Origin of the sequence: Anaerosphaera multitolerans, assembly GCF_004006535.1 — a bacterium.
Taxonomy (GTDB): Bacteria; Bacillota; Clostridia; order Tissierellales; family Peptoniphilaceae; genus Anaerosphaera; species Anaerosphaera multitolerans.
The window spans coordinates 1-24,554 of the sequence record NZ_RLIH01000008.1 but is presented as its reverse complement, the minus strand read 5'-3'; the positions used below and the strand labels follow the sequence as shown (position 1 = coordinate 24,554).

The following is a 24,554-nucleotide window of genomic DNA, read 5'->3' as shown; positions in this document are numbered from 1 at the left end:
AATTTAATGAATAGTTAAAGGAGTAAGTATGTTTGGTAAACATAAGAACAAGATATTTTTATTTTTTATTTTGATTTCAATAGGAGTTTCTTTTTATTTTGTAAATGGTAGATATAAAGCTGAAAGCACTTATAAAAATTATGACATTGTAGCTGACTATGATGATTTTTCAAAAGTAGGTTACATAGAAAATAAAACGCCAAAGGATTATTTTACTGATTTGGCAAAGAATGGTGTAAATGTAGTGTCTATAAATGAGACTACTATAAATTCTATGAAAAAGGATCCAACCTTAAATATTAGAACTTCCATGGTGGGAATGGACTTAGTAGTTTGGGGAGATGTTGAAAGTTTAAATTTTATAACTAACGGTTTAAATACATTAAAAGACAAAAGAGAAATCGAAAAAATTTCCGAATTTGAAATAAAAATTAAAGGTCGCCCATCTGATTTAGTGACCTATAAGTCGGATGCCTATGATCTTTTACAGGAAAGACTTGGCGATGACGGAAACATCGGGTCGGCTCTTGAGTATGTGGGACTGGGTTTTGATGAAAAAAGAATCAATACTATAAAAAGTATTGAGGGATTGGAAGTAAACTTAAGACCTATATATTATGGAAGATATCAAGACTCCAGAGCTACTATGGAGAGATTTAAAGGAGCAGTTGAACAATATAATCCGAAACAGAGATATATTGTTTTTTCAGGGAAAGAAGTTTATAAGAATACTGTTGAAGATACCAAGATAACAGATGACTTTATAAATTGGATCAAAACTAAAAAAATCTCTATTGGAATGATAGAGGCTTCAAATCAAAGAGGCCATTTAAAAGTGGAGGGTTTGGACTCCATAGTAAAGAGGAATGACGTAAACAAGGTAAGAGCTTTTACTACTTGGGATTATTTACAAAGTGCCTTTGATTATTCAATTCCCGGACATCAAAATGGGGAAGAATTGACAAATGTTTACTATAGGGCGATTTCTGAGAGAAATATTTCAGTAATCTATTTAAAACCCTTTGTGAAGAATGACAAGATTATTGTTGAAGCGGAAAAATATGGAAATGTAATAAAAAATTTAGGAAATAGATTAGAACCTAAGGGTTATGAAGTTGGAAATGTAAATCCAATAGGGCAATGGAATCCCGACAGTACATTAAAGGTATTTATATCTTTAGGTACTGTATGTGCAGCTGTTTTATTGCTTGGAATTATTTTTTCACTGGGAGATAAACTGAGTTTGCTTTTCTTTGTACTGGGTGCAGTTTTATCGGTGGTATTCTTTGGACTTAAGGTAAAAGAAGATATTGGAAATGTGTTGTTTAATCTTTTAGCAATAGTTACCTATCCTTCTTTGGCGCTTTGTGTAGTTATAGAAAATTACAATCAGGTTAGGAGAAGAAAGAGGAGCAAGTCTCTTCCAAAGGTATATTTACACGGTGCAATGACATTGTTAATGGCAATTTTAATTACTTCTGTAGGAGCTCTTATGGAGATTTCCTATATGAGCGGAACGAATTATCTGGCGGAAATCAATATCTTTAGAGGGGTTAAAATATCCCAATTACTTCCTTTAGTTATTGCAGTTTTCATATATGCTGCCTATGTTGGATTTGGACGTGAAAAAATTGGAAATCCGAAATTAAGGTTAAATGAGGTTACAAATGTTTTAACCTTAAATGTTAAGATTTGGCAGGTAATAATAGGTCTGGGTATTTTAGTTGTTTTGGCTTTGTTTATATTAAGGGGCGGAAATAGTAATACCAAAGTACCTGGAATAGAACTTTTATTTAGAAATCTAATGGAGGAATATCTTCCGGCTCGTCCAAGGACAAAGGCTTTATTTATAGGATTTCCTTCTGTGTTTCTACTAATGTATGTAGGATATAATAAAAGGGGAGAATTATTCAGTTTAATACTCACTTTATTTGTGGCAATAGGTCAAGCTGATATAGTAAATACTTTTTCTCATATAAGAACTCCTCTTTCAATGAGTTTTATCAGAGTAATTATTGAGTTTGTAATGGCTTGTATATTGTCGGCAATTATGTTAGTAGTTGTGGATTTGTTTAGGAAGGGATATGACAAATATATTGCAAAGTAAGGGGAAAATTTTAGTTTCAGGTTATTATGGTTACAATAATATAGGTGATGAAGCAATATTAAAGGGTTTAGTTGACGGGATTTCTTCAAAGTGTGATGCGGAAATTGTAGTGCTTTCTAAAAATCCCGACTGGACCACTATGAAGTATGATGTAAAAAGTGTCAATAGGTCTAAATTGTTTGAAATTATAAGGGCAATTAGAAGTTGTGACATGATATTGCTTGGCGGCGGTTCATTACTTCAGGATATTACCAGTAAGAAGTCTATATTGTACTATCTTGCCATATTAAGACTTGGAATGTTATTTAAAAAGAAGACTTTTATCTATTCACAAGGAATAGGTCCCATTACTTTAAAGAGAAACAGAGCACTTACTAGAAGAATTTTAAATAAAGTGGATTTTATAAATGTTAGAGACAGTCAATCTGCAAGGGAATTAAAAGAGTTAGGTGTAAATAGGGAGATACTTATTACCACCGATACGGTTTTTGGCATTAATAAGCCTTCAAATGAAGAGGGGAGCAGAATACTTTCTAAAATCGGAGTAAGTGAAGATAAATTGAATATAGCTTTTACAATTATCAATTGGAAAACTTACGGAGCCAGAACAGTTAAAGAGGTTATTAAATCAATTGATGACTTACTTAAAGAGCAGGATGTAAATATTATTTTAATACCTTTTTTCTACCACTTGGACTTAAATATTGAAAGAGAAATCTATGAAAATTTAAGGCAAAGACACAGTAATATTTACTTGGTAGAGGAATATCTTCACGTGGAGAGTTACTTGTCACTTATTGGAAATATGGATATAATGGTTTCTATGAGATTGCATGGTCTTGTATTTTCAACGTTAATGGGAGCCTATCCCATAGGTATTTCCTATGATCCCAAAATAGACGGTTTTATGAAAGAATTAAATCGAGTACAGCGAATGTATGTTGAAGATTTTAAGTCAACGGAAGTTGTAGAAGAAGTACTTTATGCAATTGAAAATTTAGAAACTTTAAAAGAAGAGACTAAAAGCCACTTGGATAAATTTTATTCTCTTACGAATAATCATAACGAAGCAGTTAAAGAAGTTCTTGAGAGGTGAAATATGGATAAGGTTAGTATTTTTGGAGTGGATATATTCAATGTGAACTTTGAAGAGGCAATGGATATTATAAAGGGCTTTTTAAAAGAGGACAGAATTCATACCGTTGTTACACCAAACACTGAAATAGTAATGGACGCTAAAAACAATACCGAGATGAGGGAAATTTTAAATACTAAGGATTTGTCGGTGCCGGATGGAATAGGATTGATTTATGGCTCTAAAATAAGAAAAAAACCTCTTAAGGAAAGAGTTACAGGATTTGATATTTCCATGAAGCTAATAGATATAGCCAGAGAAGAAGGCTATAGTTTGTACTTATTGGGTACAAAACCTGAAGTAGTGGAAAAGGCCTATAACAATTTAAAAGAAAAATATCCCGACTTAAATTTGGCAGGATTTCACCATGGGTACTTTAATGGAACACATCTTGGAATGAAAGATCATGAAGAGGAATTAAAGGTAATAGAGGATATTAATAATGTTAAACCCGACATTGTATTTCTGGGTTTGGGTTATCCGAAACAGGAAATATGGATGGAGGAGAATGCTAAAAAACTCCATTCGAAGTTGATAATAGGCAATGGAGGAGTTATTGATATATTGGCAGGAGAGGCAAAGAGAGCTCCCGATATCTTTATAAAACTCAATTTAGAGTGGTTGTATCGTCTTTTAAGTAATCCATCAAGAATAAAGAGACAGGTGGCAATTCCCAAGTTTTTAATTTCAATTTTATTAGATAGAGATTCAGTAAAATAAGGAGGAACAAGTTGAATATCGAGGAAAAATGTATAAACACCATTAGAACACTTTCTATTGATCAAGTTCAAAAAGCTAATTCAGGTCATCCGGGTCTTCCCCTAGGAGCGGCACCGATGGCCTATGTAATTTGGAAAAACATGAGTCACAACCCCAAAGATCCTAAGTGGATAAATAGAGACAGGTTTGTACTATCAGCAGGTCACGGTTCAAGTATGCTGTATTCTTTGTTGCATCTTTTTGGTTATGGATTGACTATAGAGGATTTAAAGGAATTTAGACAGATTAATTCCCTTACTCCTGGGCATCCTGAATACGGTCATACAGTTGGTGTGGAGGCAACTACTGGACCTTTAGGGCAAGGGATATCTGCAGCAGTGGGAATGGCAATGGCAGAGAGACACCTGGCTGCAATTTATAATAGGGAAGAAAAGATAATAGATCATTATACCTATGTGTTGTGTGGAGATGGAGATTTAATGGAAGGTGTTTCAAATGAGGCGTCTTCTCTTGCAGGTACTCTTCAACTTGACAAATTAATAGTATTTTATGATTCAAATAACATTACCATAGAAGGTTCAACAGATTTATCTTTTAAAGAAAATGTTCTTATGAGATATAGGGCTTTGGGCTGGCAAACTTTGGAAGTAAAAGATGGGAATGATATTTCTGAAATTGAAAGAGCTCTTGAAGAAGCTAAGGCAAATAAAGAACAGCCTACAATTATAGAAGTCAATACTGAAATAGGCTATGGTTCTCCAAGAGAGGGACTTGCAAAGGCTCACGGTGAACCTTTAGGTACAGAAGGAGTAGCTGAAACTAAGGAGTTTTTGGGGTGTGAATCAAGGGAGTTTTGTGTTTCTGATGAAGTAAAAATTCATATGGAAGAACTAAATAAAAAACTTCTGGTAAAATATGAAGAATATAAGGAAGTAGAAAAAGCCTATTCAGAAAATCATCCTGAAGACTATAAAAAGTTGGTAGATTCCTTTAATGGAAAGTTTGATTTAGGCTTCTTAAATGATGAAGAATTTTATAAATTTGATAAAGATATGGCAACAAGAGCTTCTTCAGGTGAAGCTTTAAATAGAATTGCTGAAAAATTTGATTTGCTTTTTGGAGGAAGTGCAGACTTGGGGCCTTCAAATAAATCTACAATGAACAATTCAGAAAACTTCAGCCTTAAAAATCCTGTTGGGAAAAATATTAACTTTGGAGTAAGAGAACATGCTATGACAGCAATAGTAAATGGAATTTTACTACATGGAGGATTGAGAAGTTATGGCGCTACGTTTTTAGTTTTTGCCGATTATATGAAGCCTGCCATAAGGTTAAGTGCGATTCAACACATACCTTCTATTTTTATTCTAACTCACGATTCAATTGGAGTTGGAGAAGATGGTCCTACACATCAACCTATTGAGCAACTGGCAATGTTAAGGTCTATTCCGAACAATATTGTATTTAGACCGGCAGATGCTACTGAAGCTGCAGTGGGATGGTCTGTTGCTATGAGATCGGACTCTACACCTGTGTGTTTAATACTTTCAAGACAGACTTTGAAAAACTTGGAACATTCTTCTATAGAAGCACAAAAGGGAGCTTATATTGTAAAGAGAGAAGAAGGCGAGTTGGAAAAATTAATAATTGCCACCGGTTCAGAAGTTTCTTTGGCTGTAGAAGCGGCAAAGGACGAAAAGGGAGTGCGTGTGGTAAGTATGCCTTCAAGAGAATTATTTGAAGCTCAGTGTATAGAATATAAGGAAGAGATAATACCTTCAAAGTGTAAAAGAAGAATAGTAGTTGAAGCAGCCAGTTCTTTTGGATGGTATAAGTATGCCGGAGATGAGGGCAGAATTATATCCATTGATGAATTTGGAGCTTCAGGTCCCGGAAATGAAGTATTTGAATATTACGGTATAACAGTAGATACAATAAAAAACATACTAAATGAAATTTAATATAAGGAGCTTTAGTCTATTTAGATTAAAGCTCTTTTTCATTGTCTATTTTGAATTTAATTTTATTATTACTAATCATTTCTAAAAATCTTTCATCCTCTCTTAAAAAATCATATTCTTCCTCGGTTTCAAATCCTTTTAGAATAGCGGGGATAAACTTTGAGATATAGTTATCTAAATTATCCTTTGAAGAATTTAAAAACTTGTAAAAAATAGAATTTCCAACATTCCAATTTTCTTCCAATGAATTTAACATTTTTTCAAGTATTAAAAGGGCGGACTCCTTATCTTTATTGTATAATGCTATTTCAAGATGTGCAGTATATGATATAAATTTCAAAAATCCAAAGTCGTCATTTAATTTTTTATAGGAATTTGCATAAAGTTTAGCATCTTCTGGCCTGTTTTCTTTAAGAGCAATTTTAACCATCATAAAAAGTATATTTTGAGTATCACTTAAAGACTGTATTAATTCACTGGAAAGTAATTTTAAAGCTTCGTCAAAATTATTTTTTTGAAAGTAAAGATTTGTTAGATAGAAATTTTTATTTCTGGGACTAGGTGTTGGAAGAAGATTTATTAGTTCTTCGACTTTTTCATATTTATTTTCCTCCATATACTTAGATATTAACATATGAATGGCTTCGTTTTTAACTGTGTAATTTTCACTTTCTACTAATTTTTTATAAAGGGATTCTAATTTTTTCTTGTATTCCTTTTGATTTTCAACGAGAAATAAAGTAAGTGCTCCATCTAAAACTAAAGCTAAGTTTAAAGTCAATACTTCATTATGTGGATAATCATTAATTATATCAATTGCATAATTAAACCCTGCACTAAAACTTTCTTTGTTAATAATTTCAAAAGTTTTATTTAGTATTGTTTCAATCTCTTCATTGCTTAAGTCCTCTTTGAAAGATAAAAGCGTATTTAAGTCCGTTTTTAAAAGTCGTGCTAAGGGAGGTAGTAGTGTAATGTCGGGATAGGTTGCTCCGCTTTCCCATTTATTTACGGCAGGAGTTGAAATCCCAAGAATATCTGCTATTTCTTCCTGTGTATATCCTAATTCTTTTCTTTTTGATTTTATTATTTCATTTATTTTCATAGGTGCTCTCCTTTCTGATTTAATTTTATCAAAGGTATAACATTGAAACAATTGAGAGAAATTTAATTAACAGTTGAAATAATTAACTTTTAGTTAAAAAAGATAGCCTTTACATTTAAAGATTCTATACTTAAAATGAAGTTGGGGTGATAATTTGATTAATATAGTGGGTCTAGGTGCAACAGATAAAATGGGCTTGACACTTGAGGCTGTAAATATAATAAATAACGGAAATAAAAACTATCTTAGAACTGAAAAACATGAAGCAGTAGATTATTTTATAGAAAATGGAATAGACTATGAAAGTTTTGACTATTTATATGAAGAGTTAAATTCTTTTGAAGATGTATATAATGAAATAGTAAGAGTACTGTTGGAGAAGTCAAAGGAGGAGAGTATTAATTACTTTGTTCCCGGGAATCCTTTAATTGCTGAAAGCACAGTGGTAAAGATTTTAGAAAAGACAGAGGATATAAATCTTGTAATGGGTATGAGCTTTATTGAGCCTGTTTTAAAGGCTGTTAAAAGAGATCCCTCAAAGGGATTAAAACTTTTAGATGGAGATGAGTTTAATATTTTAGATATAGATGTACATAGTGACATTATTATAACTCAGGTCTACAACAAACGAATTGCAGTGGACTTAAAGCTAGCTCTTTCAGAAATTTACGGAGATGAATATTTTATCTATTTAATTACAGATGCGGGATTAAGAAGTGAAGAGGTAAATCATATACCTATTTATAGGCTAGATAGAGTTGAAAATATAAATCATCAAAGCGCAATTTATATTCCAAAGTCCAATGAGATTATAAATTTTAAAGATATAGTGGAATTACTTTATAAAAATGGAGATTTTAATTTGTCTTATAAGGTAAAAAATAATACTTCAGATAGTTGGGAGAAGGTTGTTTTAAACTTTATAGAAGCTCTAAGTTTTATTATTGAGCAGGAAAAAGAAGGTTTATATTATTCCTATGAAATTTTAGAAGAAATATACAAAAAAGTTGAGGAAAATGCAGATTTTAGCAAATTAAGAGTGGAAAAAATAAATAACATAGGGTATAATTACAATAGTCTTGAAGAAATAAACAATAAGAAGTTTATCGATGAGCTGATTGACATTGATTCAGACACTTTGGAAAGAACAATAAACGTAATAGACCGTGTAATGTCTATAGGTTTTATTTGGAATCGTGTTGAAGATGTTTTAGAAAAAGTAACTGAGGAGTTAAATGAACTTAGGGTTGCTTTGGCTAATGGAGACTCTCAAAATATCCTTGAGGAGACAGGGGATTTAATTTTTACATGCTTAAATTTATGTAGGTTTTTAGACTTAAATGTAAATGAGGTTTTAAATTCTACAGTGGATAAGTTTGTGGGAAGGTTCTCTGTTATGAGTGAGTTGGCCTCTCAACAGAATATTGATCTTACTGCCTCGAATTTAGAAGAACTTGATAGTTTATACAATGAGGCGAAAAGTTTTCAAAGAAGTCGATAGCTTAATTATAAGGAGGAAATTTAATGAACAAATCAGAATTAGTAGCAAGTATTGCACAAAAAAGCAATTTAACTAAAAAAGATGCAGAAATGGCTCTTAACGGCTTTTTAGCATCTGTAGAAGAAGCTTTAGCAGATGGTGAAAAGGTACAGTTAGTTGGATTTGGTACTTTCGAAGTAAGAGAAAGAAAAGCTAGAGAAGGAAGAAATCCAAGAAACCCACAAGAAGTAATTAAAATTCCAGCGTCAAAGGCACCTGTATTCAGAGCGGGAAAAGCTCTTAAGGAAGCTGTTAATAAGTAAAGAATCTGAGGAGCTAGGCTCCTCTTTTTATTTAGTTTAGGGGAGTACTGTGTGAGAGTAGATAAGTTTTTAAAGGTTTCAAGAATTATAGTCAGAAGAACAGTTGCCAAAGAAGCTAGTGAAGCAGGTAGAGTTAAGATAAACTCCAAGATTGCAAAACCGGGTGATGAGGTAAAAGTAGGAGATATTCTAGAAATAGATTTTGGAAATAGACTTTTTAAAGCCAAAATTTTAGAAGTAAAAGACAATGTTTCAAAATCTGAAGCGTCTTCTCTTTATGAAGTAATAAAATAAGTTGTTGCTTTTCTCATATTTTACTTGAAAAACATTCTTTAAAATGCAATAATTTACTTGGAGGTATTATTATGAGACGGAAGAAGACCTTTCCTATATTTTTTGCAATTATAATATTTATAACAATTACCTATGGTGCAGTCGTTATGAGCAAATCCATATCTTTAAGGAGCCAAAAACTTGCAGAAATCTCTGAGAATCAAAAAACAATTGATTCGCTTAAAAGAGAAATAGAGGATTTGGAAGAGGAAATAGATGATTCTGATTCTCTTGAGTTTCTTGAAAAAGTTGCCAGAGAACAGGGAATGGTCAAACCGCGAGAAATAATATACGTCGATAAAGATAAAAGTGCAGAGGATGCACGAGAAACAGATGATGTTTTAGAATCAAACTAACAGGAGGAATTTATTTTTATGGCATTAGCTATAGGTCAGATAGTTGATGGAGAAGTGACAAACATTTTAAAATTTGGTGCATTTGTCAATTTACCAGAGGGGAAAAGTGGATTAGTACATATTTCAGAGGTTTCTGACTCATATGTAGAAGATATTAATGAGTTTTTAAAAAGGGGCCAAAAAATCAAGGTAAAGATTTTATCAATTGATGAAAAGGGGAAAATAGACCTTTCAATGAAACAAGCTCAAAAGAAAAGTACGAAACCTGTGGAATTTGAAACTTCAAAACAAAATGATGAAATGTCTTTTGAAGATAAATTGTCTAAGTTTTTAAAAGATTCAAATGAAAAGTTTGAGCAAGCAAGGTCAAGAGAAAATTTTAAAATGGCCGGGCAAAGAAGAAATAAATAAGAGTTATAGGTCATCTGAGATGACCTTATTTTTTTGGGGCTGATTGTGTGTATGTAGATAATAAGTTTTTAGATAATATTGAGCAGTTTAATATGTTAAAATATAATGATAAAGTAATAGCCTGTGTATCAGGTGGTGCAGATTCAATCTATTTACTTTATAATTTATATGCCGTTAGGGAGAGATATAATTTAACTATTTTAGTTGCCCATGTAAATCATGGAGTTAGAGAAACCTCTAAGAGAGATGAAGAATTTGTATTGAACTTAGCTAAAAGTTTAGGCTTGGAATCTAAACATATTCGAGTTAATATGAATGAATATGCTAAGGATCACAAATTATCCAGTGAAGAAGCGGGAAGAAATTTAAGATATAAATTCTTTAGAGAGCTTTCCAAAGAACATGGAAAGATTTTTTTAGCCCACAATGCAAATGATCAGGCTGAAACTGTACTTTTGAGAATTATTAGAGGTACGGGCATTGAGGGTCTTAGCTCAATGGGTTTCATTTCCGATGATCTTTACAGACCTATGCTGAATATAAAAAGAACTGAGATTATGGATTATATTTCTAAAAATGAGATAACCTATGTGGAAGATGAAACTAACTCAGAGGAAATATATGCTCGTAATAAAATCAGATTAAAAGTAATTCCTTACATTGAAGAAAATTTCAATCCCGGTTTTATAAATTCACTACTTAGACTATCTGAAATTTCTACGGAAAATTATCTTTATGTAAAATCAAAAGTCGATGAATATATATTTGAAAATTATAGGAACGGGATTTTAGATGTTGAAAAATTAAGAGATGAGCGAGAGTATTTTATAAGCGAAGTTATTAGAGAATATTTAAGAAGGGAAACAGGCTCAATAGAGGGAATTTCCAAGTTAAATATTTTTGAGTTGGTACTTATGGTTAAAACAACAACATCATCTCGTTTGACGCTTCCAAAAAACGTAAATGTGGAACTTTCCTATAATAGTTTGTATATAAAAAGGGAAAATGATATTTTAATTGGTTTAATTGAGTTAAGAGAAGGTATAAATGAAACTCCCTTGGGTAGGTTTAAAATTGTTAAAAACAGCTCCTATAGAGTTAGTGACAATATGATTTCAATAGATCAAGATAAAGTAAGGGGAAAGCTTTATCTTAGAAACAAACGTGATGGCGATAGATTTATACCTTTTGGAATGAAAAATAATAAAAAACTTAAAGACTTTTTTATAGATGAAAAAATAGACAGGTCTAAGAGAAATTTAGTTCCTATAATTTGTGATGATGAAAATATTATTTGGGTATGCCCCTATAGATTAAGTGAAATGTACTGTGTAGATAGGCAGACTAAAAAAATAATGAACATAATTTTGGAGGAAAGAGATGAAGGAAATTGAAAGTATTCTTTATACAGAAGAAGTGATAAAGGAAAAATGTTATGAACTTGGTAAAAAAATTAGTGAAGATTATAGTGGAGAGCTGCTTGTTGTGGGTATATTAAAAGGAGCAGTTCCCTTTATGGCTGAACTTATTAAACGAATAGACCTGCCTATAATTATAGATTTTATGGACGTATCAAGTTATGAGGGGACTACCACTTCCGGAGAAGTAAGAATTTTAAAAGACTTGGAATTTAGAGTTGAAGGAAGAGATGTCTTAATAGTGGAAGACATTATAGATACAGGGCTTACCCTTTCCTATTTAACAGAAGTAATAAAGAAAAGAGGGGCTAAATCAGTTGAAATATGTTCGATGCTGACTAAGCCAAAGCGAAGAAAGGTCTATGTAAATGCCAAGTATGTGGGATTTGAAATAGATGACAAATTTGTTGTAGGTTATGGTATGGATTATAATGAGAAGTACAGAAATTTGCCTTATGTGGGAATACTTTCCGAAAGTGTATATAAGTAATAAATTCATTACTATTTATGATATAATATTAAAATTAAGGGGTGATAGTATTTGAATAGAAAAACCAGTGGAATAACTTTTTATCTTATGTTAATTCTCTTAGTTTTACTTGCGATAAGAGTCTTTAACCCGCCTGCAACAGAAATTAAAGAATTGAGTTTTACAGATTTTGTAAGTGAAATAAATTCAGGAAACGTAAAGAGCATAAAATTTAATGGTGACGTTGCATCTTATGAATTAAAAGAAGGAAAAGATGGGAATAAGGCTTTTAGAACAACGGTAAAAGAAGATAGACAGGGAGATTTCTACGACAGTTATTTAAAAAATAAAGTAGACAAGGGAGAAATAAGTATAATATATACTCCTTATGAAGAGGTACCTTTTTATATAACTTGGATACCAACGATTCTAATGATTGCCGTCTTTGTTTTTATTTGGTTTAGATTTATACAGCAAAATCAGGGCGGCGGTTCAAAAATGAGCAGCTTTGGCAAGAGCAAGGCCAGAATGATGAGCCAGGAAGAGGGCAAAAAAGTTACTTTTGATGATGTTGCCGGCTTAGTAGAAGAAAAAGAAGAGCTGGGAGAAATTGTAGACTTTTTAAAAAATCCCAGAAAATTTGTGGAAATGGGAGCCAGAATCCCTAAGGGAGTTCTTTTAGTGGGACCTCCGGGAACTGGTAAGACCTATCTTTCTAAGGCAGTTGCCGGTGAAGCTAAAGTGCCTTTCTTTATTATGAGCGGCTCGGATTTTGTAGAGATGTTTGTAGGTGTTGGTGCCAGTAGAGTAAGAGATCTATTTGAAAATGCCAAGAAAAATGCGCCTTGTATTATCTTTATAGATGAAATTGATGCTGTAGGAAGACGTAGAGGTGCAGGACTGGGCGGAGGCCATGATGAGAGGGAACAGACTTTAAATCAACTTCTAGTGGAAATGGACGGTTTCGGTACTAATGAGGGAGTAATAGTTATGGCTGCTACGAATAGAGCTGATATACTTGACCCCGCATTGTTAAGACCGGGAAGATTTGACAGAACTGTATACGTTGGACTACCGGATGTCAGAGGTAGGGAAGAAATCTTAAAAGTCCATTCTCAAAATAAAAAATTGGCAGATGATGTGGATTTAAAAGTTATTTCCAAGAGAACGCCCGGATTTACGCCGGCTGATTTGGAAAATTTAATGAACGAAGCGGCACTTCTTGCTGCAAGAAGAAATGAAGATAAAATTTATATGGAAGATGTAAATGAAGCTTCTATAAAAGTTCAAGCGGGACCTGAGAAGAAATCCAAGGTTGTAACAGATAAGGAAAGAAAACTTACGGCAATTCACGAGGCAGGACATGCAGTAGTTTCAAAATTATTACCGGATACAGATCCTGTTCATATGATTACCATTATACCAAGGGGAGCTGCAGGAGGTTTTACTGCATATATTCCTGAAGAGGACGTTAGCTTTATTACAAAGAAACAAATGGAAGCAAGGTTAGTAACGCTTTTAGGCGGACGAGTTGCTGAGCAGTTAGTTCTTGATGATATATCTACGGGAGCGTCAAATGATATTGAAAGAGCTACCCAAATTGCACGTTCCATGGTAACTGAATATGGAATGAGTAGATTGGGAACTATTAATTTCGGCTCTGAAGAAAATGAAATATTTGTGGGCAGGGATTTGGGAAGAAGTAAGAATTATTCTGAAAAAACTGCAGCGGATATAGACGAAGAAGTGGAGAACTTTATTAATACTGCCTATGAAAATGCTACAAAGTTATTAACAGAAAATATGGATAGGCTTTTACGTGTTTCAGATGCGCTTTTAGAAAAGGAAACTATAAGCGGAGAAGAATTTGAAAAGCTGTTTGTCGGCGAGGAAATAGAAAAGTCCGAATATGACATAGATGAAAAAATTGAAGAAGAAGATTTATCTGAAAAGGCAAAAGAGATAATTTCCAAAACTGAAGACAGTGAAAGTGAAAATTAGAGGTTGGGCGCAACCTCTTTTTTGTTGACTTCTTATGATGTAAATGGAACTTTCGAGCAAGTTTATGTAATAATAATTTTACAATAATTTATATTTAAGATAAAATATTAAAATGATAAGTTTTAAATCTATGTTGAGTTTGGAGGAATTTATGGACCATAGAGAAAAATACAATATATTACAAATACTTAAGTTTGTAGTACCCTCTATTTTAGGTGTACTATTTTTAATGTTTCCTTTTAAATATAATGGAGATACTACTATAGCCGTTGCCCTCTTGGCAAGTAAGCTAGTAGATATTTCAGGGGACATTCTACCTTTGTTGATTTTAATATTTATAACTTGTACAGCATTGTTGACAGTATTATTTAAAGCTTTTGGATTGAAAATTATAGAGAAAAATAATTTTTTAAGGGGAATAGCAAATGTGTCGAACCTGTGGATGATAATACGCATTATGGGCTTGATCTTTGCGTATTGCGCTTATTTTAAAATGGGTCCTGAATTTATTTATTCAGAGGATACAGGTTCGCTAATTCTATTTGATTTATTAGTGACATTGTTTACAATGTTTTTATTTGCGGGATTTCTACTTCCTCTTTTAACGGACTTCGGTTTATTGGAGTATGTAGGAGCGCTATTGACACCTGTAATGAGACCTTTCTTCGGTCTTCCGGGAAGAAGCTCCATTGACTGCATAGCATCTTGGGTAGGGGACGGTACTATTGGAGTTGCACTTACAAATAAACAGTATGAATTAGGTTATTATACTGCCAAAGAAGCAGCGGTAATAGCCACGACTTTTTCGGCTGTATCAATTACCTTTTGTCTAGTGGTTTTAAAGACAGTGGATTTGGTTTATTTATTCGGTCCTTATTATTTAACTGTTGTAGCTTCGGGAATAGTTGCAGCTTTAATTTTGCCTAGGATACCTCCGCTTTCAAAGAAAAAAAATACATACTACAAGGGTGTGAAAAAAGATTTGGGGGAAAATATTCCAAAAGGATATAACACCGGTCAGTGGGGTTTGAAGTTGGCTGTTGAAAAAGCTGAAGACAGTTTTAACCTATCTAAATTTATAAAAAACGGAACTTCAACGGTATTTGATATGTGGTTTGGAGTATTGCCTTCAATTATGGCCTTTGGAACTTTGGGGCTTATTATAGCAGAATACACAAGTGTGTTTGAAATTTTAGGCAAGCCTTTTATACCTATTTACAATTTTTTTAATGTGGAGTATGCCGTTGAGGCATCAAAGACGGTTATGGTAGGATTTGCGGATATGTTTATTCCGTCAGTAATAGGAGCTACTATTCCCAGTGAAATGACGAGATTTATAGTAGCAACTTTATCTGTAACGCAGTTAGTATATTTGTCTGAGGCAGGTTCTGTAATACTGGGCTCTAAAATAGATATAGGTTTCGTGGATTTATTTATTATATATGTAGAGAGAACTTTAGTAACATTACCTGTGATTATTGCCGTAGCTCATCTACTATTTTAATAAAAAGACTCTTCTCATTTGAGAAGAGTTCTTTTAATTTATACTATTCGTTCTATAATTAGAATTATCTGATTTTGACGATTTAGTGGAATCTTTAGATTTATCATCAGAACTTTTTGATTTATTATCTGAACTCTTATCCTTATCGTCTTTACTGTCTTTTTTAGTAGAGCTTTCTGAAGGTGCATTCCAATATAATTTATTTGTAAAGTGTGGCTCTGTACCTTCTACAAAATAATCGGAACGGCCTGTACCTTTGGCATATTTCTTAACAACACCATCAGGTTGTTCAAATTCTTTATCCTCAAGGTCTTCGTGTATAGGTCTCATTATTTCCTTCCAAATTCTGGCAGGGGTACTTGAAGAGGTGTTTAAAATTTGACGCTCTTCAGTTTTATCTTTACCTATAAATACGCTGCATACATAGTATGGAGTATAGCCTACAAACCAAACTTCCTTAGGTCCGGTAGTAGTACCTGTCTTACCTGCAATAGGCATGTTAGGGAAATTTGCTGCCGTACCTGTACCTGATTTAACTACATCTTCTAAAGCTGTCGTTAAAATAAAGGCGTTTTCTTTAGACATTGCTTCTTTGCCTTCATCTTTCTTTTCATAAATCGTATCTCCCATTGGAGAAATTATCTTATTTACAAAAGTAGGTTTTTGATAGATCCCTTCATTGGCAAGGGGAGTATAGGCTCCTGCCATTTCCAATGGAGAAATTCCTCTTGTCATTCCCCCTAAGGCAAGGGAACTGGTATTGGCATCATTAGATTTAGAATCTTTATAAGTCTTGTCTTCATTTTCCGGTGTATCCGGCCAGACTAAGGTGGAAACACCTATATTTTCCAAGTTTTCCATTATCATTTCCATTGCTTTTTCTTCATCAACTTCCTTGGAGTAGGTGTTGTTTTTATTGGCAGCGGCATCTCTGTCGGAACCGATATCTCTTGCCACTAAGATGGCGCCAACATTTGAAGATCTCTTGATTAAATTTCTAATAGTAGTCCATCCCATATAGGAGCCTACGTTTTTAGGATTCCACTTAGGATACAGAGTAGTTATAGGAGAGTCCTTATATACGTCTGCTATAGTAGCTCCATCTTCAAAAGCGGTCATATAGACAGAAATAGGTTTAATACTTGAACCGGGTTGTCTTGGATCTGTAGCTCTATTTAACATAGAAGCTCCGGCAATACCTCGACCTCCAATTAATCCTTTAACTTCTCCCGTATGAGGGTCCATTAGTACCGAACCTATTTGAGGCTGAAGGATTCCCTTATCATTTGTATAAGTTCCCGGGAATAAGCTGGTGTTGGAAACTGTTTCTTCCATATGTTTTTGAATTTCCACATTCATAGAAGAGTGGATTTCCAAACCGCCGGTATAAAGTTTCTTTTCAACGTCTTCTTCAGTATAACCAAGATCCTTTAGAATGTCCTTTACCTCTTCTTTTACCATGTCAACGTAGAAAGAGGAAATTCCCTTTTCTTTTCTTTCACCAAGGTTAATTTCAATAGGTGCATTTACAGCTTCATCGTGTTCTTCTTTTGTAATATATTTTTGTTTCAACATCAAATCTAATATAAGTTCTTGACGTTCTTTTGAAGTCGGATTAAAAACCGCTTTAACAGGAGTAAGCTGGTTTTGTTGAATTTGTGACAGTTCAAAGGAGTCAATCTTTCCAAGTTCGTGTAGATTTTCCGCAATTTGTAAAGTTTCCTCAGAGTTTACAAATTCTTCGCTTACAGGTGTTAAAACCAGTTGAATATTTTCCAAGTTATCTTCTGCAGTTATATACTCAGAATTATAGGGAGAATATTTTTCAGGTCTGTTTGTAATACCTGCAACAAGAGCTGATTCCGCTAAACTTAATTCGGATACATCCTTGTTAAAAAATGTCTTTGCGGCAGCCTGTACACCAACGGTACCTTTAGAAAAACCGGCAGAGTTTAAGTAGGCTTCAAGTATCTGCTCCTTACTTAAGACACTTTCTAAAGCATAGGCGTAGTATACGTCTGTAAGTTTTCTCTCTACGCTCTTTTGAGATCCGGTATATAGGTTTTTGGCAAGCTGCATAGTAATAGTAGATGCTCCTTGTCCAAGGGTTCCCGTTCTAAGATTATATACAAAGGCACCGATGACTCTTTTAAAGTCCACTGCACTGTGTTTATAAAATCTTTCATCTTCTACGGCAATAACTGCATTTTGCAAGTTTTGAGGAATTTTATCTAAAGTAACATATTCTGAAAATTCATTTAAAACCAAGGTTTGTATAAGTTGACCGTTATCAGAATAGACTTTAGAGGTTTCATTTATTTGACTACGATAGTTTTCAGGGTCTATTTTTGGGGCATCTTGTAGTACTGCAAGTACATAGGTTCCAAAAATTGTACCCACTAACACAATAGCCATAATTATTGTTAATATAAGTATTTTAAAAAAGCTTGAAAAGTAAAAACTGCTTTTTTTTCTATGCTTCTGTGTTTTCTTCATGAGTGACCTCCTTAATCTTTTATATTATATCAGATTTTTTCTAAAAAATATTATAATAATATGCCAATTATCAAAATTATAGAATATGTAATCAAACTGTAAAGAATTATAAAATCAAGGCTAAAGAGGAATAAGATTTAAGATTGTTTTGCTGTTGTCTAAAAATAATAAGTGATTAAATAGGATATGATTTATGCAAGGCTTAATTAGGTAGGTACTAAATTTCAGCTGGAAAAATAATGTGAAATTAAATACAAAAGTTACTTTACATACCTTATGTAATTATGGCATAATTATAAAATTAGTTGAAGATATTAAAGCGGAAATTATGTATGAATTTAATTGAAAGTGGGTAAAATAATAAGAATAAGTTATAGGCTTAAATTTAGTAAGAGGGGTTAAAAATGTTATTAGTAATAGATGTGGGCAATACGGCAATTGTATATGGGGCATATCAAAATGGAGAGCTAGTTCAGGATTTTAGAATCTCCACTATAAAGACCAGAACTTCTGATGAATATGGAATTTTGTTTTTCAATACTCTTTCTCACGCCAATATAAATCCAAATGATATTGAAGATGTTATAATTTCTTCAGTAGTTCCCAATTTAATGCATACTATTCCAAGTATGGTTATTAAGTATTTTAACGTTCAACCTGTAATAGTTGATCAAAATTTAAAGTTAGGTATAAATATTAAGTACGACAACCCTAAGGAATTGGGTGCAGATAGAATAGTAAATGCTGTGGGGGCTATTAATAAGTATGGTGGTCCTTGTATAATAGTGGATATAGGAACGGCTATTACCTTTTGTGTAATAGACCATGAGAGCAGTTACTTGGGCGGCTTGATTTTACCGGGAATAGGTATATCGGCGGAGGCTTTATTTATGAGAACTTCAAAGTTGCCAAGGATTGAAATAGTTAAGTCTGAAAAGTTAATTGCAACAAATACGGTAAATGCAATGCAATCGGGTTTGTTTTTCGGATTCACTACAATGATTGAGGGAATAGTGGAAAAGATAGTGGAAGAAATCGGCATAACTGTAGATGATATTAATTTAATTTCAACAGGTGGATTTGCCAGTTTGCTTACAACGGATTCAAAATATGATTTTGTAATAGATAGATTTTTGACTCTTCATGGATTAAAAACAATTTATGATTTAAATAAGGAAGATTTAATTGGAAATAAAATTTAATGGAGCAATACTGTCTCCTTTGGCGGGCTATACTGATATTGCCTTTAGAGAAATTTGTTCTGAATATAATGCTGATATGGTAGTGACGGAGATGATTAGTGCTAAGGCTCTTTACTTTGGAGATAAAAAAACTTCCAGGCTATTGGAAATATCTCCTAAGGAAAAAAATGTTGCTGTTCAAATATTTGGCGATGATCCTGATATTATGGGGAGTGTAGTAAAGGAACGCTTAAATAAGTTGGACTTTTCTACAATAGATATAAATATGGGTTGTCCGGCACCTAAAATAGTTAAGAACAACAACGGTTCGGCGCTTTTAGATCAACCGGAACTGTGCTACAGGATAATGAAAGAAGTAGTAAAAAATTCTACAAAACCGGTTTCCATAAAGATACGAAAAGGTATAAGAGGTATATCTTCTTTAGAAGTGGCAAAGCTTGCTGAAAAAGCGGGAATTGATTTTATTACTGTACATGGAAGAACTAGAGAGGAGTACTATGGCGGAAAGGCTGATTGGAACTTTATAAAACAGGTAAAGGAAAGTGTGAACATACCTGTTATAGGAAATGGAGATATTTTAAGCTACGATGATGCTGTTGAAAAAATCGGCTATTCAAAAGTTGACGGAATCAGTATAGGAAGAGGGGCAATAGGAAATCCCTTTATATTTGATGAAGTATATAAAAAGTTAAAGGGCGTAAAATATGTACAACCCACAGACAGAGAAAGAGTGGAAATGGCTCTTTACCACTTAAGATTAAACTGTAAATACAAGGGTGAAAAGCTTGGACTTATTGAAATGAGAAAACACTTTATGGGTTATTTAAAATCTATGAAGGGTTCTAAGGAGATAAAGGATAAATTAAATAAGTTGCTAAAAGTTGAAGAAGTTGAGGAAGTTTTAAGGGAATATATGACTCAAATATAGGAATAGCTTGACAATTATACATTATTTCACTATAATGATTTAGACTTTAGGTGTGACTAATTGCATTAGACACCTTATTTTTTTATATGAGGAGAGAAAAATGGTGGAAAAAGATATTTTTTTTACTGCTGAAGGATTAGAGAAAATTGAATCTGAAATAGAATATTTAAAAACAGTTAGAAGAAAAGAAGTTTCCGAGAGAATAAAAATTGCTTTAGGATATGGTGATTTATCGGAAAACTCTGAATATGATGAAGCTAAAAACGAACAAGCTCAAGTTGAAGAGAGAATTGCCAAACTTGAAATGATGGTTAGAAATGCCAGAGTAATTGATGAAAAAGAAATTACTACGGAAGAAGTAAATATAGGTTGTAAAGTAACGGTTAAGGATTTATCGGACAGTGAAGAAGATGAATTTCTTATTGTAGGTTCAGCTGAAGCGGACCCTTTAGAAGGAAAGATTTCTAACGAAAGCCCTGTGGGCTCAAAATTAATAGGTTTAAAAATCGGGGAAGTTGCAGAAGTTGAAGTACCTGATGGAATAGTAAAGTATGAGGTTGTTGGAATATCTTTATAGGAGGGAAAGATGCAAAAAGCTGACGAAAAAAGACTTAATGAGATGCTCTTATTAAGGCGACAAAAGCTAAAGGATTTAAAAGAAGAGGGAAGAGATCCCTTTGAAATTTCCAAGTATGATGTAACTGATTACTCAATGGAAATAAAAAACAACTTTAAGGAGTATGAAGGGAAAAAAGTATCTGTTGCAGGGCGTGTAATGAGTAAGAGACGTCATGGGAAAATTGCTTTTTTTGATATACAAGACAATGAAGGAAGAATTCAAATATTTGCAAGAAAAGACGTGCTTCTTGAAAACTATGAAGAAGTAAAGGGCTTTGATATTGGAGATATTGTAGGTGTTAAAGGTGAAGTGTTTAAAACTGAAGCGGGAGAAATTTCAGTTAGAGCGGAACATACCATATTACTTGCAAAATCTCTTCAAATTTTACCTGAGAAATTTCACGGACTTAAAGATCCGGATTTAAGATATAGACAGAGATATGTTGATTTAATAGTAAATCCTGAAATAAAAGAGGTTTTTCTAAAGAGAACTAAAATTTTAAAGTCCATTAGGAATTATCTTGATGAAAAGGGTTTTTTAGAAGTGGAAACTCCTATTCTCGGGACAGTAGCAGGAGGGGCTAATGCCAGACCATTTTTAACTCATCACAACACTTTGGATATGGATATGCAGCTTAGAATTGCCAATGAGCTTTATTTAAAAAGACTTGTAGTAGGCGGCATAGATAAAGTATATGAAATGGGTAAGATGTTTAGAAATGAGGGAATGGATACAAGACATAATCCTGAATTTACAAACATTGAAATTTATCAGGCCTACGTTGACTATGAAGAAATGATGAGAATTACAGAGGGTATTTTTGAAAATGCAGCTCTTGAACTTTATGGAACTACAAAAATAAACTATCAAGGTACTGAAATAGATTTAAAGGCTCCTTGGAAGAGAATTACTATGATAGATTGCATAAAGGAGATTACAGGCATTGACTTTAATGAAATTCAAACAGATGAGGAAGCTGTTGAAATAGCAAAGGCAAAGGGTTTGGAAGTTGAGAAGGATTGGTCAAGGGGAAAAGTTATTTCTGAAATCTTTGAAGAATTTTGTGAAGCTTCCTTAGTTCAACCTACTTTTGTATTAAAGCATCCAGTTGAAGTTTCTCCTTTGGCAAAGCGTTGTATTGATGATCCGAGACTTACAGATAGATTTGAAGCCTTTATCAATACTTGGGAATTTGCAAATGCATTCTCAGAGTTAAATGATCCTATAGATCAAAAAGAAAGATTTGAAGCACAGGTCAGAGAAAAAGAAGCCGGAGATGAGGAAGCTCATCCTATGGATCACGATTTTGTAAATGCTTTGGAAGTAGGTCTTCCTCCTACTGGCGGACTTGGAATCGGTGTAGATAGAATGGTTATGCTTTTAACAGATCAGCCAAGTATTAGGGACGTTGTATTTTTCCCAACTATGAAACCGATAGGAATAGAAAAAGAAGAAAATTAAGTTTAGGGGTTGCTTAGCAGCAACCCTTTTTAAATTAGAGGTGGTTACTTGAGACTTAGAAAAAAACATTGGGCAGTACCTGAAATGAAAGAAAACCCAAAAGTGTTCTTTGAAGGGAAAAAGTACAAAGGTCACTGGGGAGAGGTTTTTGGAAATAGCAATCCCATCCATATTGAAATAGGTGCAGGTAAGGGGCAGTTTATAGCTAAGCTTTCCAAAAGGAATCCTAATATTAACTATGTAATAATAGAACTAGATACAAATGCCTTTGTCTATGCATGTAGAAAAATTAAGGAAGATGAATTGGAAAATGTGCGAGCTTTACCTATTAATGCGGAAAATATTATTGAATACTTTGACAAAGACGAGTTAGATAGAATATATATTAATTTTTGCAATCCATGGCCGAAAAAAAGGCATAATAAAAGAAGACTTACTCATCCCAGATTTTTAGTTCAGTATAGAGATATATTAAGGGAAAATTCGGAAATTCATTTAAAAACCGATGACAGAGATTTTTTTGAAGATTCTCTTGAGTATTTTAAGGATAATTCTTTTGAAAATAAAATTGTAGATTTCGATATGAAATTAAGTGACTATCCGGAAAATATTGTAACTGAATATGAACAAAAATGGAGAGACAAAAACATACCTATCTGTTATGGAGTTTTTAAAATTATAAAATAGCATTGGGAAAACCAGCAAAATCACTGTGCTAAATTATCATAGTATCAATGCGCTGCAATAAAGGGAAAGGGTTTGCCGATTTTATGTAAAAGTGGTGTAAACAGTAAGTAAAGAGGCGGTAAAATCAAAGGAAATCGATAGCTAAGGAGATTTTAAAATAGTATAATTATTTGCAAGTTATTAAGATATAACTAATAAATAAGGAGGCGAATAATATGTTATTATTAAATCCCGTTATAGTATCGGTAGTAGTAATGTGTGCTCTTGCAATTTTAAAAGTAGATATTATGTTGGCAATATTTTTATCAGCAATTTTAGCTGGCTTAATGTCTCCTGCATTAGGAGGCTTTTCCTTTGAGGGACTCATTAATACTATTTCCATATTCATAAGTGGATTGGGAGATAATGGAGAAACGGCACTTGCCTATGTGTTATTGGGGGCTTTGGCAACGGCCATTGCAACTACAGATTTGGTAACTATTCTTTCCAGAGTGGTAACGAAAATTGTAGGAGATAAGAAAAAGGTGTTTATTCTTGTAATAGCAGCTGTTGGTTGTTTGTCACAAAACCTTGTACCGATACATATTGCGTACATGCCGATTTTAATTCCACCTCTAATTCCTATTATGAATAAACTTAAAATTGACAGGAGGGCAATGGCAACTGCTTTAACTTTCAGTGTTAAGATGCCCTATGTGGCATTCCCCTTCGGTTTCGGTTTATTATTTCATACCATAATTGCAGATGCTATGACTAAAAATGGACTTCCCTTTGACAAAATGGATGTATGGAAGGGTACGATGATTCCAGGTCTAAGTATGATAATAGGTTTATTAGTGGCAGTGTTTTTTGTCTTTAATAAAGATAGGGACTACGAAGAAAAAACAGTGAACTTGGAAAAAGAAAAAGTTATTAACAAGAAGTTTAGCAGAAGTCAAGCTTCTATAATTGCAGGACTTGTTGCAGGTATATTAGTTCCTGAAATTTACAAAGCCTTTAAGGGTTACGGAATGGGGATGGGAGCGGAAAACTCAATTCCTTGGAAAGAATATTCAATTGTATTTATAATATCAGTAATAGCTGTGGGTGCGATTGTATACTTAATGGGCGGTAAAAAAGAAGATGATGGAACTGTCTATGACGATAATAAAAGAGAGTTCGGTGCAATTATTGCGTTGGTTTTAACAGTACTTACTCAACTTTTAACATCTTCACTACCTCTTGGAGGTTTAGTGGGAGTTGTGGCAATGGTACCTTTTGGAGTTTATAAATTTAAAGACACTGAAGGTATACTAAATGGTGGAGTAGATTTAATGGGATATATTTCCTTTGTAATGTTAGTTGCAGCAGGTTATGCAGCAGTAATAGTAGAATCAGGACAAGTTCCGATTCTAGTAGAAGGGGCAAGAAGCTTACTTGGAGATAATAAAATTGCGGCAGCGGTAGTAATGCTATTAGTAGGTCTTACAATTGATATGGGAATAGGTACATCTTTCGGTACAGTGCCTATAATAGCTGCAATATATGTACCTCTAGGTTTGGAAATGGGCTTTACTCCTACGGCGATCGCCTGTTTAATAGGTATAGCTGCTGCGTTAGGAGATGCAGGTGCTCCGGCATCGGATTCAACTCTTGGACCTACTGCTGCCCTTAACGTAGATGGACAACATGATCACATTAGAGATACGTGTATCCCTACATTTTTATCCTTTAACATACCATTGTTTATATCAGCAGTAATTATGTCGGTATTCGTATTGACTTAATTAAATATACTAAAAAAACGAAAAGATAGGAGGTTATTAGACCTTCTATTTTTTTAATTTAAATGAATATAA

The 24,554-nt window shown here is 33.3% G+C and carries 21 protein-coding genes; 19 read left to right on the top strand and 2 right to left on the bottom strand.

Annotated features, from left to right (window positions below; genetic code table 11):
• Positions 1-28 precede the first annotated feature (28 nt).
• From EF514_RS06480 to tkt, 4 genes are read left to right on the top strand one after another with little or no spacing between them, the layout of a single operon-like run.
• Positions 29-2,107 carry a DUF5693 family protein gene (locus EF514_RS06480; protein ID WP_127724622.1) on the top strand — a complete coding sequence of 693 codons (2,079 nt, stop codon included), beginning with the start codon at positions 29-31 and terminating at the stop codon, positions 2,105-2,107.
• The gene (gene csaB, locus EF514_RS06475; protein WP_127724621.1) at positions 2,085-3,203 is read left to right on the top strand and encodes a polysaccharide pyruvyl transferase CsaB; all 1,119 of its coding nucleotides are present in this window, start codon (positions 2,085-2,087) and stop codon (positions 3,201-3,203) included. Before EF514_RS06480 ends, csaB begins: the two co-directional genes overlap by 23 nt.
• 3 nt (positions 3,204-3,206) lie before the next feature.
• Positions 3,207-3,962: a WecB/TagA/CpsF family glycosyltransferase gene (locus EF514_RS06470; protein ID WP_127724620.1), complete on the top strand. Its 756-nt coding sequence runs from the start codon at positions 3,207-3,209 to the stop codon at positions 3,960-3,962.
• A gap of 11 nt (positions 3,963-3,973) precedes the next feature.
• Complete coding sequence (gene tkt, locus EF514_RS06465; protein ID WP_127724619.1) at positions 3,974-5,923, top strand: transketolase; 1,950 nt, start codon at positions 3,974-3,976, stop codon at positions 5,921-5,923.
• Positions 5,924-5,948: 25 nt separating this feature from the next.
• Here the strand turns inward: tkt and EF514_RS06460 are convergent, their stop codons facing one another.
• Positions 5,949-7,028 (bottom strand): helix-turn-helix domain-containing protein, encoded by a 1,080-nt coding sequence (locus tag EF514_RS06460; RefSeq protein WP_127724618.1) that lies wholly within the window; start codon positions 7,026-7,028, stop codon positions 5,949-5,951.
• A gap of 154 nt (positions 7,029-7,182) precedes the next feature.
• Between EF514_RS06460 and EF514_RS06455 the strand changes: the two genes are divergently transcribed.
• From EF514_RS06455 to EF514_RS06415, 9 genes are all read left to right on the top strand, one after another.
• Positions 7,183-8,529, top strand: coding sequence for an SAM-dependent methyltransferase (locus tag EF514_RS06455; protein WP_127724617.1), 1,347 nt, complete (start codon positions 7,183-7,185; stop codon positions 8,527-8,529).
• A 23-nt stretch (positions 8,530-8,552) separates the two neighbouring features.
• Positions 8,553-8,831 carry an HU family DNA-binding protein gene (locus EF514_RS06450; RefSeq protein WP_127724616.1) on the top strand — a complete coding sequence of 93 codons (279 nt, stop codon included), beginning with the start codon at positions 8,553-8,555 and terminating at the stop codon, positions 8,829-8,831.
• A 51-nt stretch (positions 8,832-8,882) separates the two neighbouring features.
• Positions 8,883-9,125, top strand: a complete 243-nt coding sequence (locus EF514_RS06445) for an RNA-binding S4 domain-containing protein (protein ID WP_127724615.1) — start codon at positions 8,883-8,885, stop codon at positions 9,123-9,125.
• A 71-nt stretch (positions 9,126-9,196) separates the two neighbouring features.
• The gene (locus EF514_RS06440) at positions 9,197-9,520 is read left to right on the top strand and encodes a septum formation initiator family protein (RefSeq protein WP_240649022.1); all 324 of its coding nucleotides are present in this window, start codon (positions 9,197-9,199) and stop codon (positions 9,518-9,520) included.
• Between the two features lie 18 nt (positions 9,521-9,538).
• A complete protein-coding gene (locus EF514_RS06435) occupies positions 9,539-9,931 on the top strand; it encodes a S1 RNA-binding domain-containing protein (protein WP_127724613.1) in 393 nt (130 codons plus the stop codon).
• 47 nt (positions 9,932-9,978) lie between these two features.
• Positions 9,979-11,325 carry a tRNA lysidine(34) synthetase TilS gene (gene tilS, locus EF514_RS06430; protein WP_127724612.1) on the top strand — a complete coding sequence of 449 codons (1,347 nt, stop codon included), beginning with the start codon at positions 9,979-9,981 and terminating at the stop codon, positions 11,323-11,325.
• The gene (hpt, locus tag EF514_RS06425) at positions 11,312-11,839 is read left to right on the top strand and encodes a hypoxanthine phosphoribosyltransferase (RefSeq protein WP_127724611.1); all 528 of its coding nucleotides are present in this window, start codon (positions 11,312-11,314) and stop codon (positions 11,837-11,839) included. The genes tilS and hpt overlap by 14 nt, the downstream gene beginning before the upstream one ends.
• Positions 11,840-11,890: 51 nt before the next feature.
• The gene (gene ftsH / locus EF514_RS06420; protein ID WP_276317177.1) at positions 11,891-13,819 is read left to right on the top strand and encodes an ATP-dependent zinc metalloprotease FtsH; all 1,929 of its coding nucleotides are present in this window, start codon (positions 11,891-11,893) and stop codon (positions 13,817-13,819) included.
• Between the two features lie 151 nt (positions 13,820-13,970).
• Positions 13,971-15,323: a YjiH family protein gene (locus tag EF514_RS06415; RefSeq protein ID WP_127724610.1), complete on the top strand. Its 1,353-nt coding sequence runs from the start codon at positions 13,971-13,973 to the stop codon at positions 15,321-15,323.
• A 33-nt stretch (positions 15,324-15,356) separates the two neighbouring features.
• On the opposite strand, the gene EF514_RS06410 is transcribed toward EF514_RS06415, so the two are convergent.
• Positions 15,357-17,819 (bottom strand): transglycosylase domain-containing protein, encoded by a 2,463-nt coding sequence (locus EF514_RS06410; protein ID WP_127724609.1) that lies wholly within the window; start codon positions 17,817-17,819, stop codon positions 15,357-15,359.
• Between the two features lie 404 nt (positions 17,820-18,223).
• Between EF514_RS06410 and EF514_RS06405 the strand changes: the two genes are divergently transcribed.
• The 6 genes from EF514_RS06405 to EF514_RS06380 all read left to right on the top strand — a co-directional run bounded on the left by EF514_RS06405 (position 18,224) and on the right by EF514_RS06380 (position 24,482).
• A complete protein-coding gene (locus EF514_RS06405) occupies positions 18,224-19,021 on the top strand; it encodes a type III pantothenate kinase (protein WP_127724608.1) in 798 nt (265 codons plus the stop codon).
• Positions 19,005-19,949, top strand: a complete 945-nt coding sequence (gene dusB / locus EF514_RS06400) for a tRNA dihydrouridine synthase DusB (RefSeq protein WP_127724607.1) — start codon at positions 19,005-19,007, stop codon at positions 19,947-19,949. The genes EF514_RS06405 and dusB overlap by 17 nt, the downstream gene beginning before the upstream one ends.
• A 103-nt stretch (positions 19,950-20,052) precedes the next feature.
• On the top strand, positions 20,053-20,526 hold the full coding sequence (gene greA / locus EF514_RS06395; RefSeq protein WP_127724679.1) for a transcription elongation factor GreA: 474 nt from the start codon (positions 20,053-20,055) through the stop codon (positions 20,524-20,526).
• Positions 20,527-20,535: 9 nt separating this feature from the next.
• On the top strand, positions 20,536-22,029 hold the full coding sequence (gene lysS, locus EF514_RS06390; RefSeq protein WP_127724606.1) for a lysine--tRNA ligase: 1,494 nt from the start codon (positions 20,536-20,538) through the stop codon (positions 22,027-22,029).
• Between the two features lie 48 nt (positions 22,030-22,077).
• Positions 22,078-22,716 (top strand): tRNA (guanosine(46)-N7)-methyltransferase TrmB, encoded by a 639-nt coding sequence (gene trmB / locus EF514_RS06385; protein ID WP_127724605.1) that lies wholly within the window; start codon positions 22,078-22,080, stop codon positions 22,714-22,716.
• A 215-nt stretch (positions 22,717-22,931) separates the two neighbouring features.
• Positions 22,932-24,482, top strand: coding sequence for a Na+/H+ antiporter NhaC family protein (locus tag EF514_RS06380; RefSeq protein ID WP_127724604.1), 1,551 nt, complete (start codon positions 22,932-22,934; stop codon positions 24,480-24,482).
• The last annotated feature ends 72 nt before the right edge of the window (positions 24,483-24,554 follow it).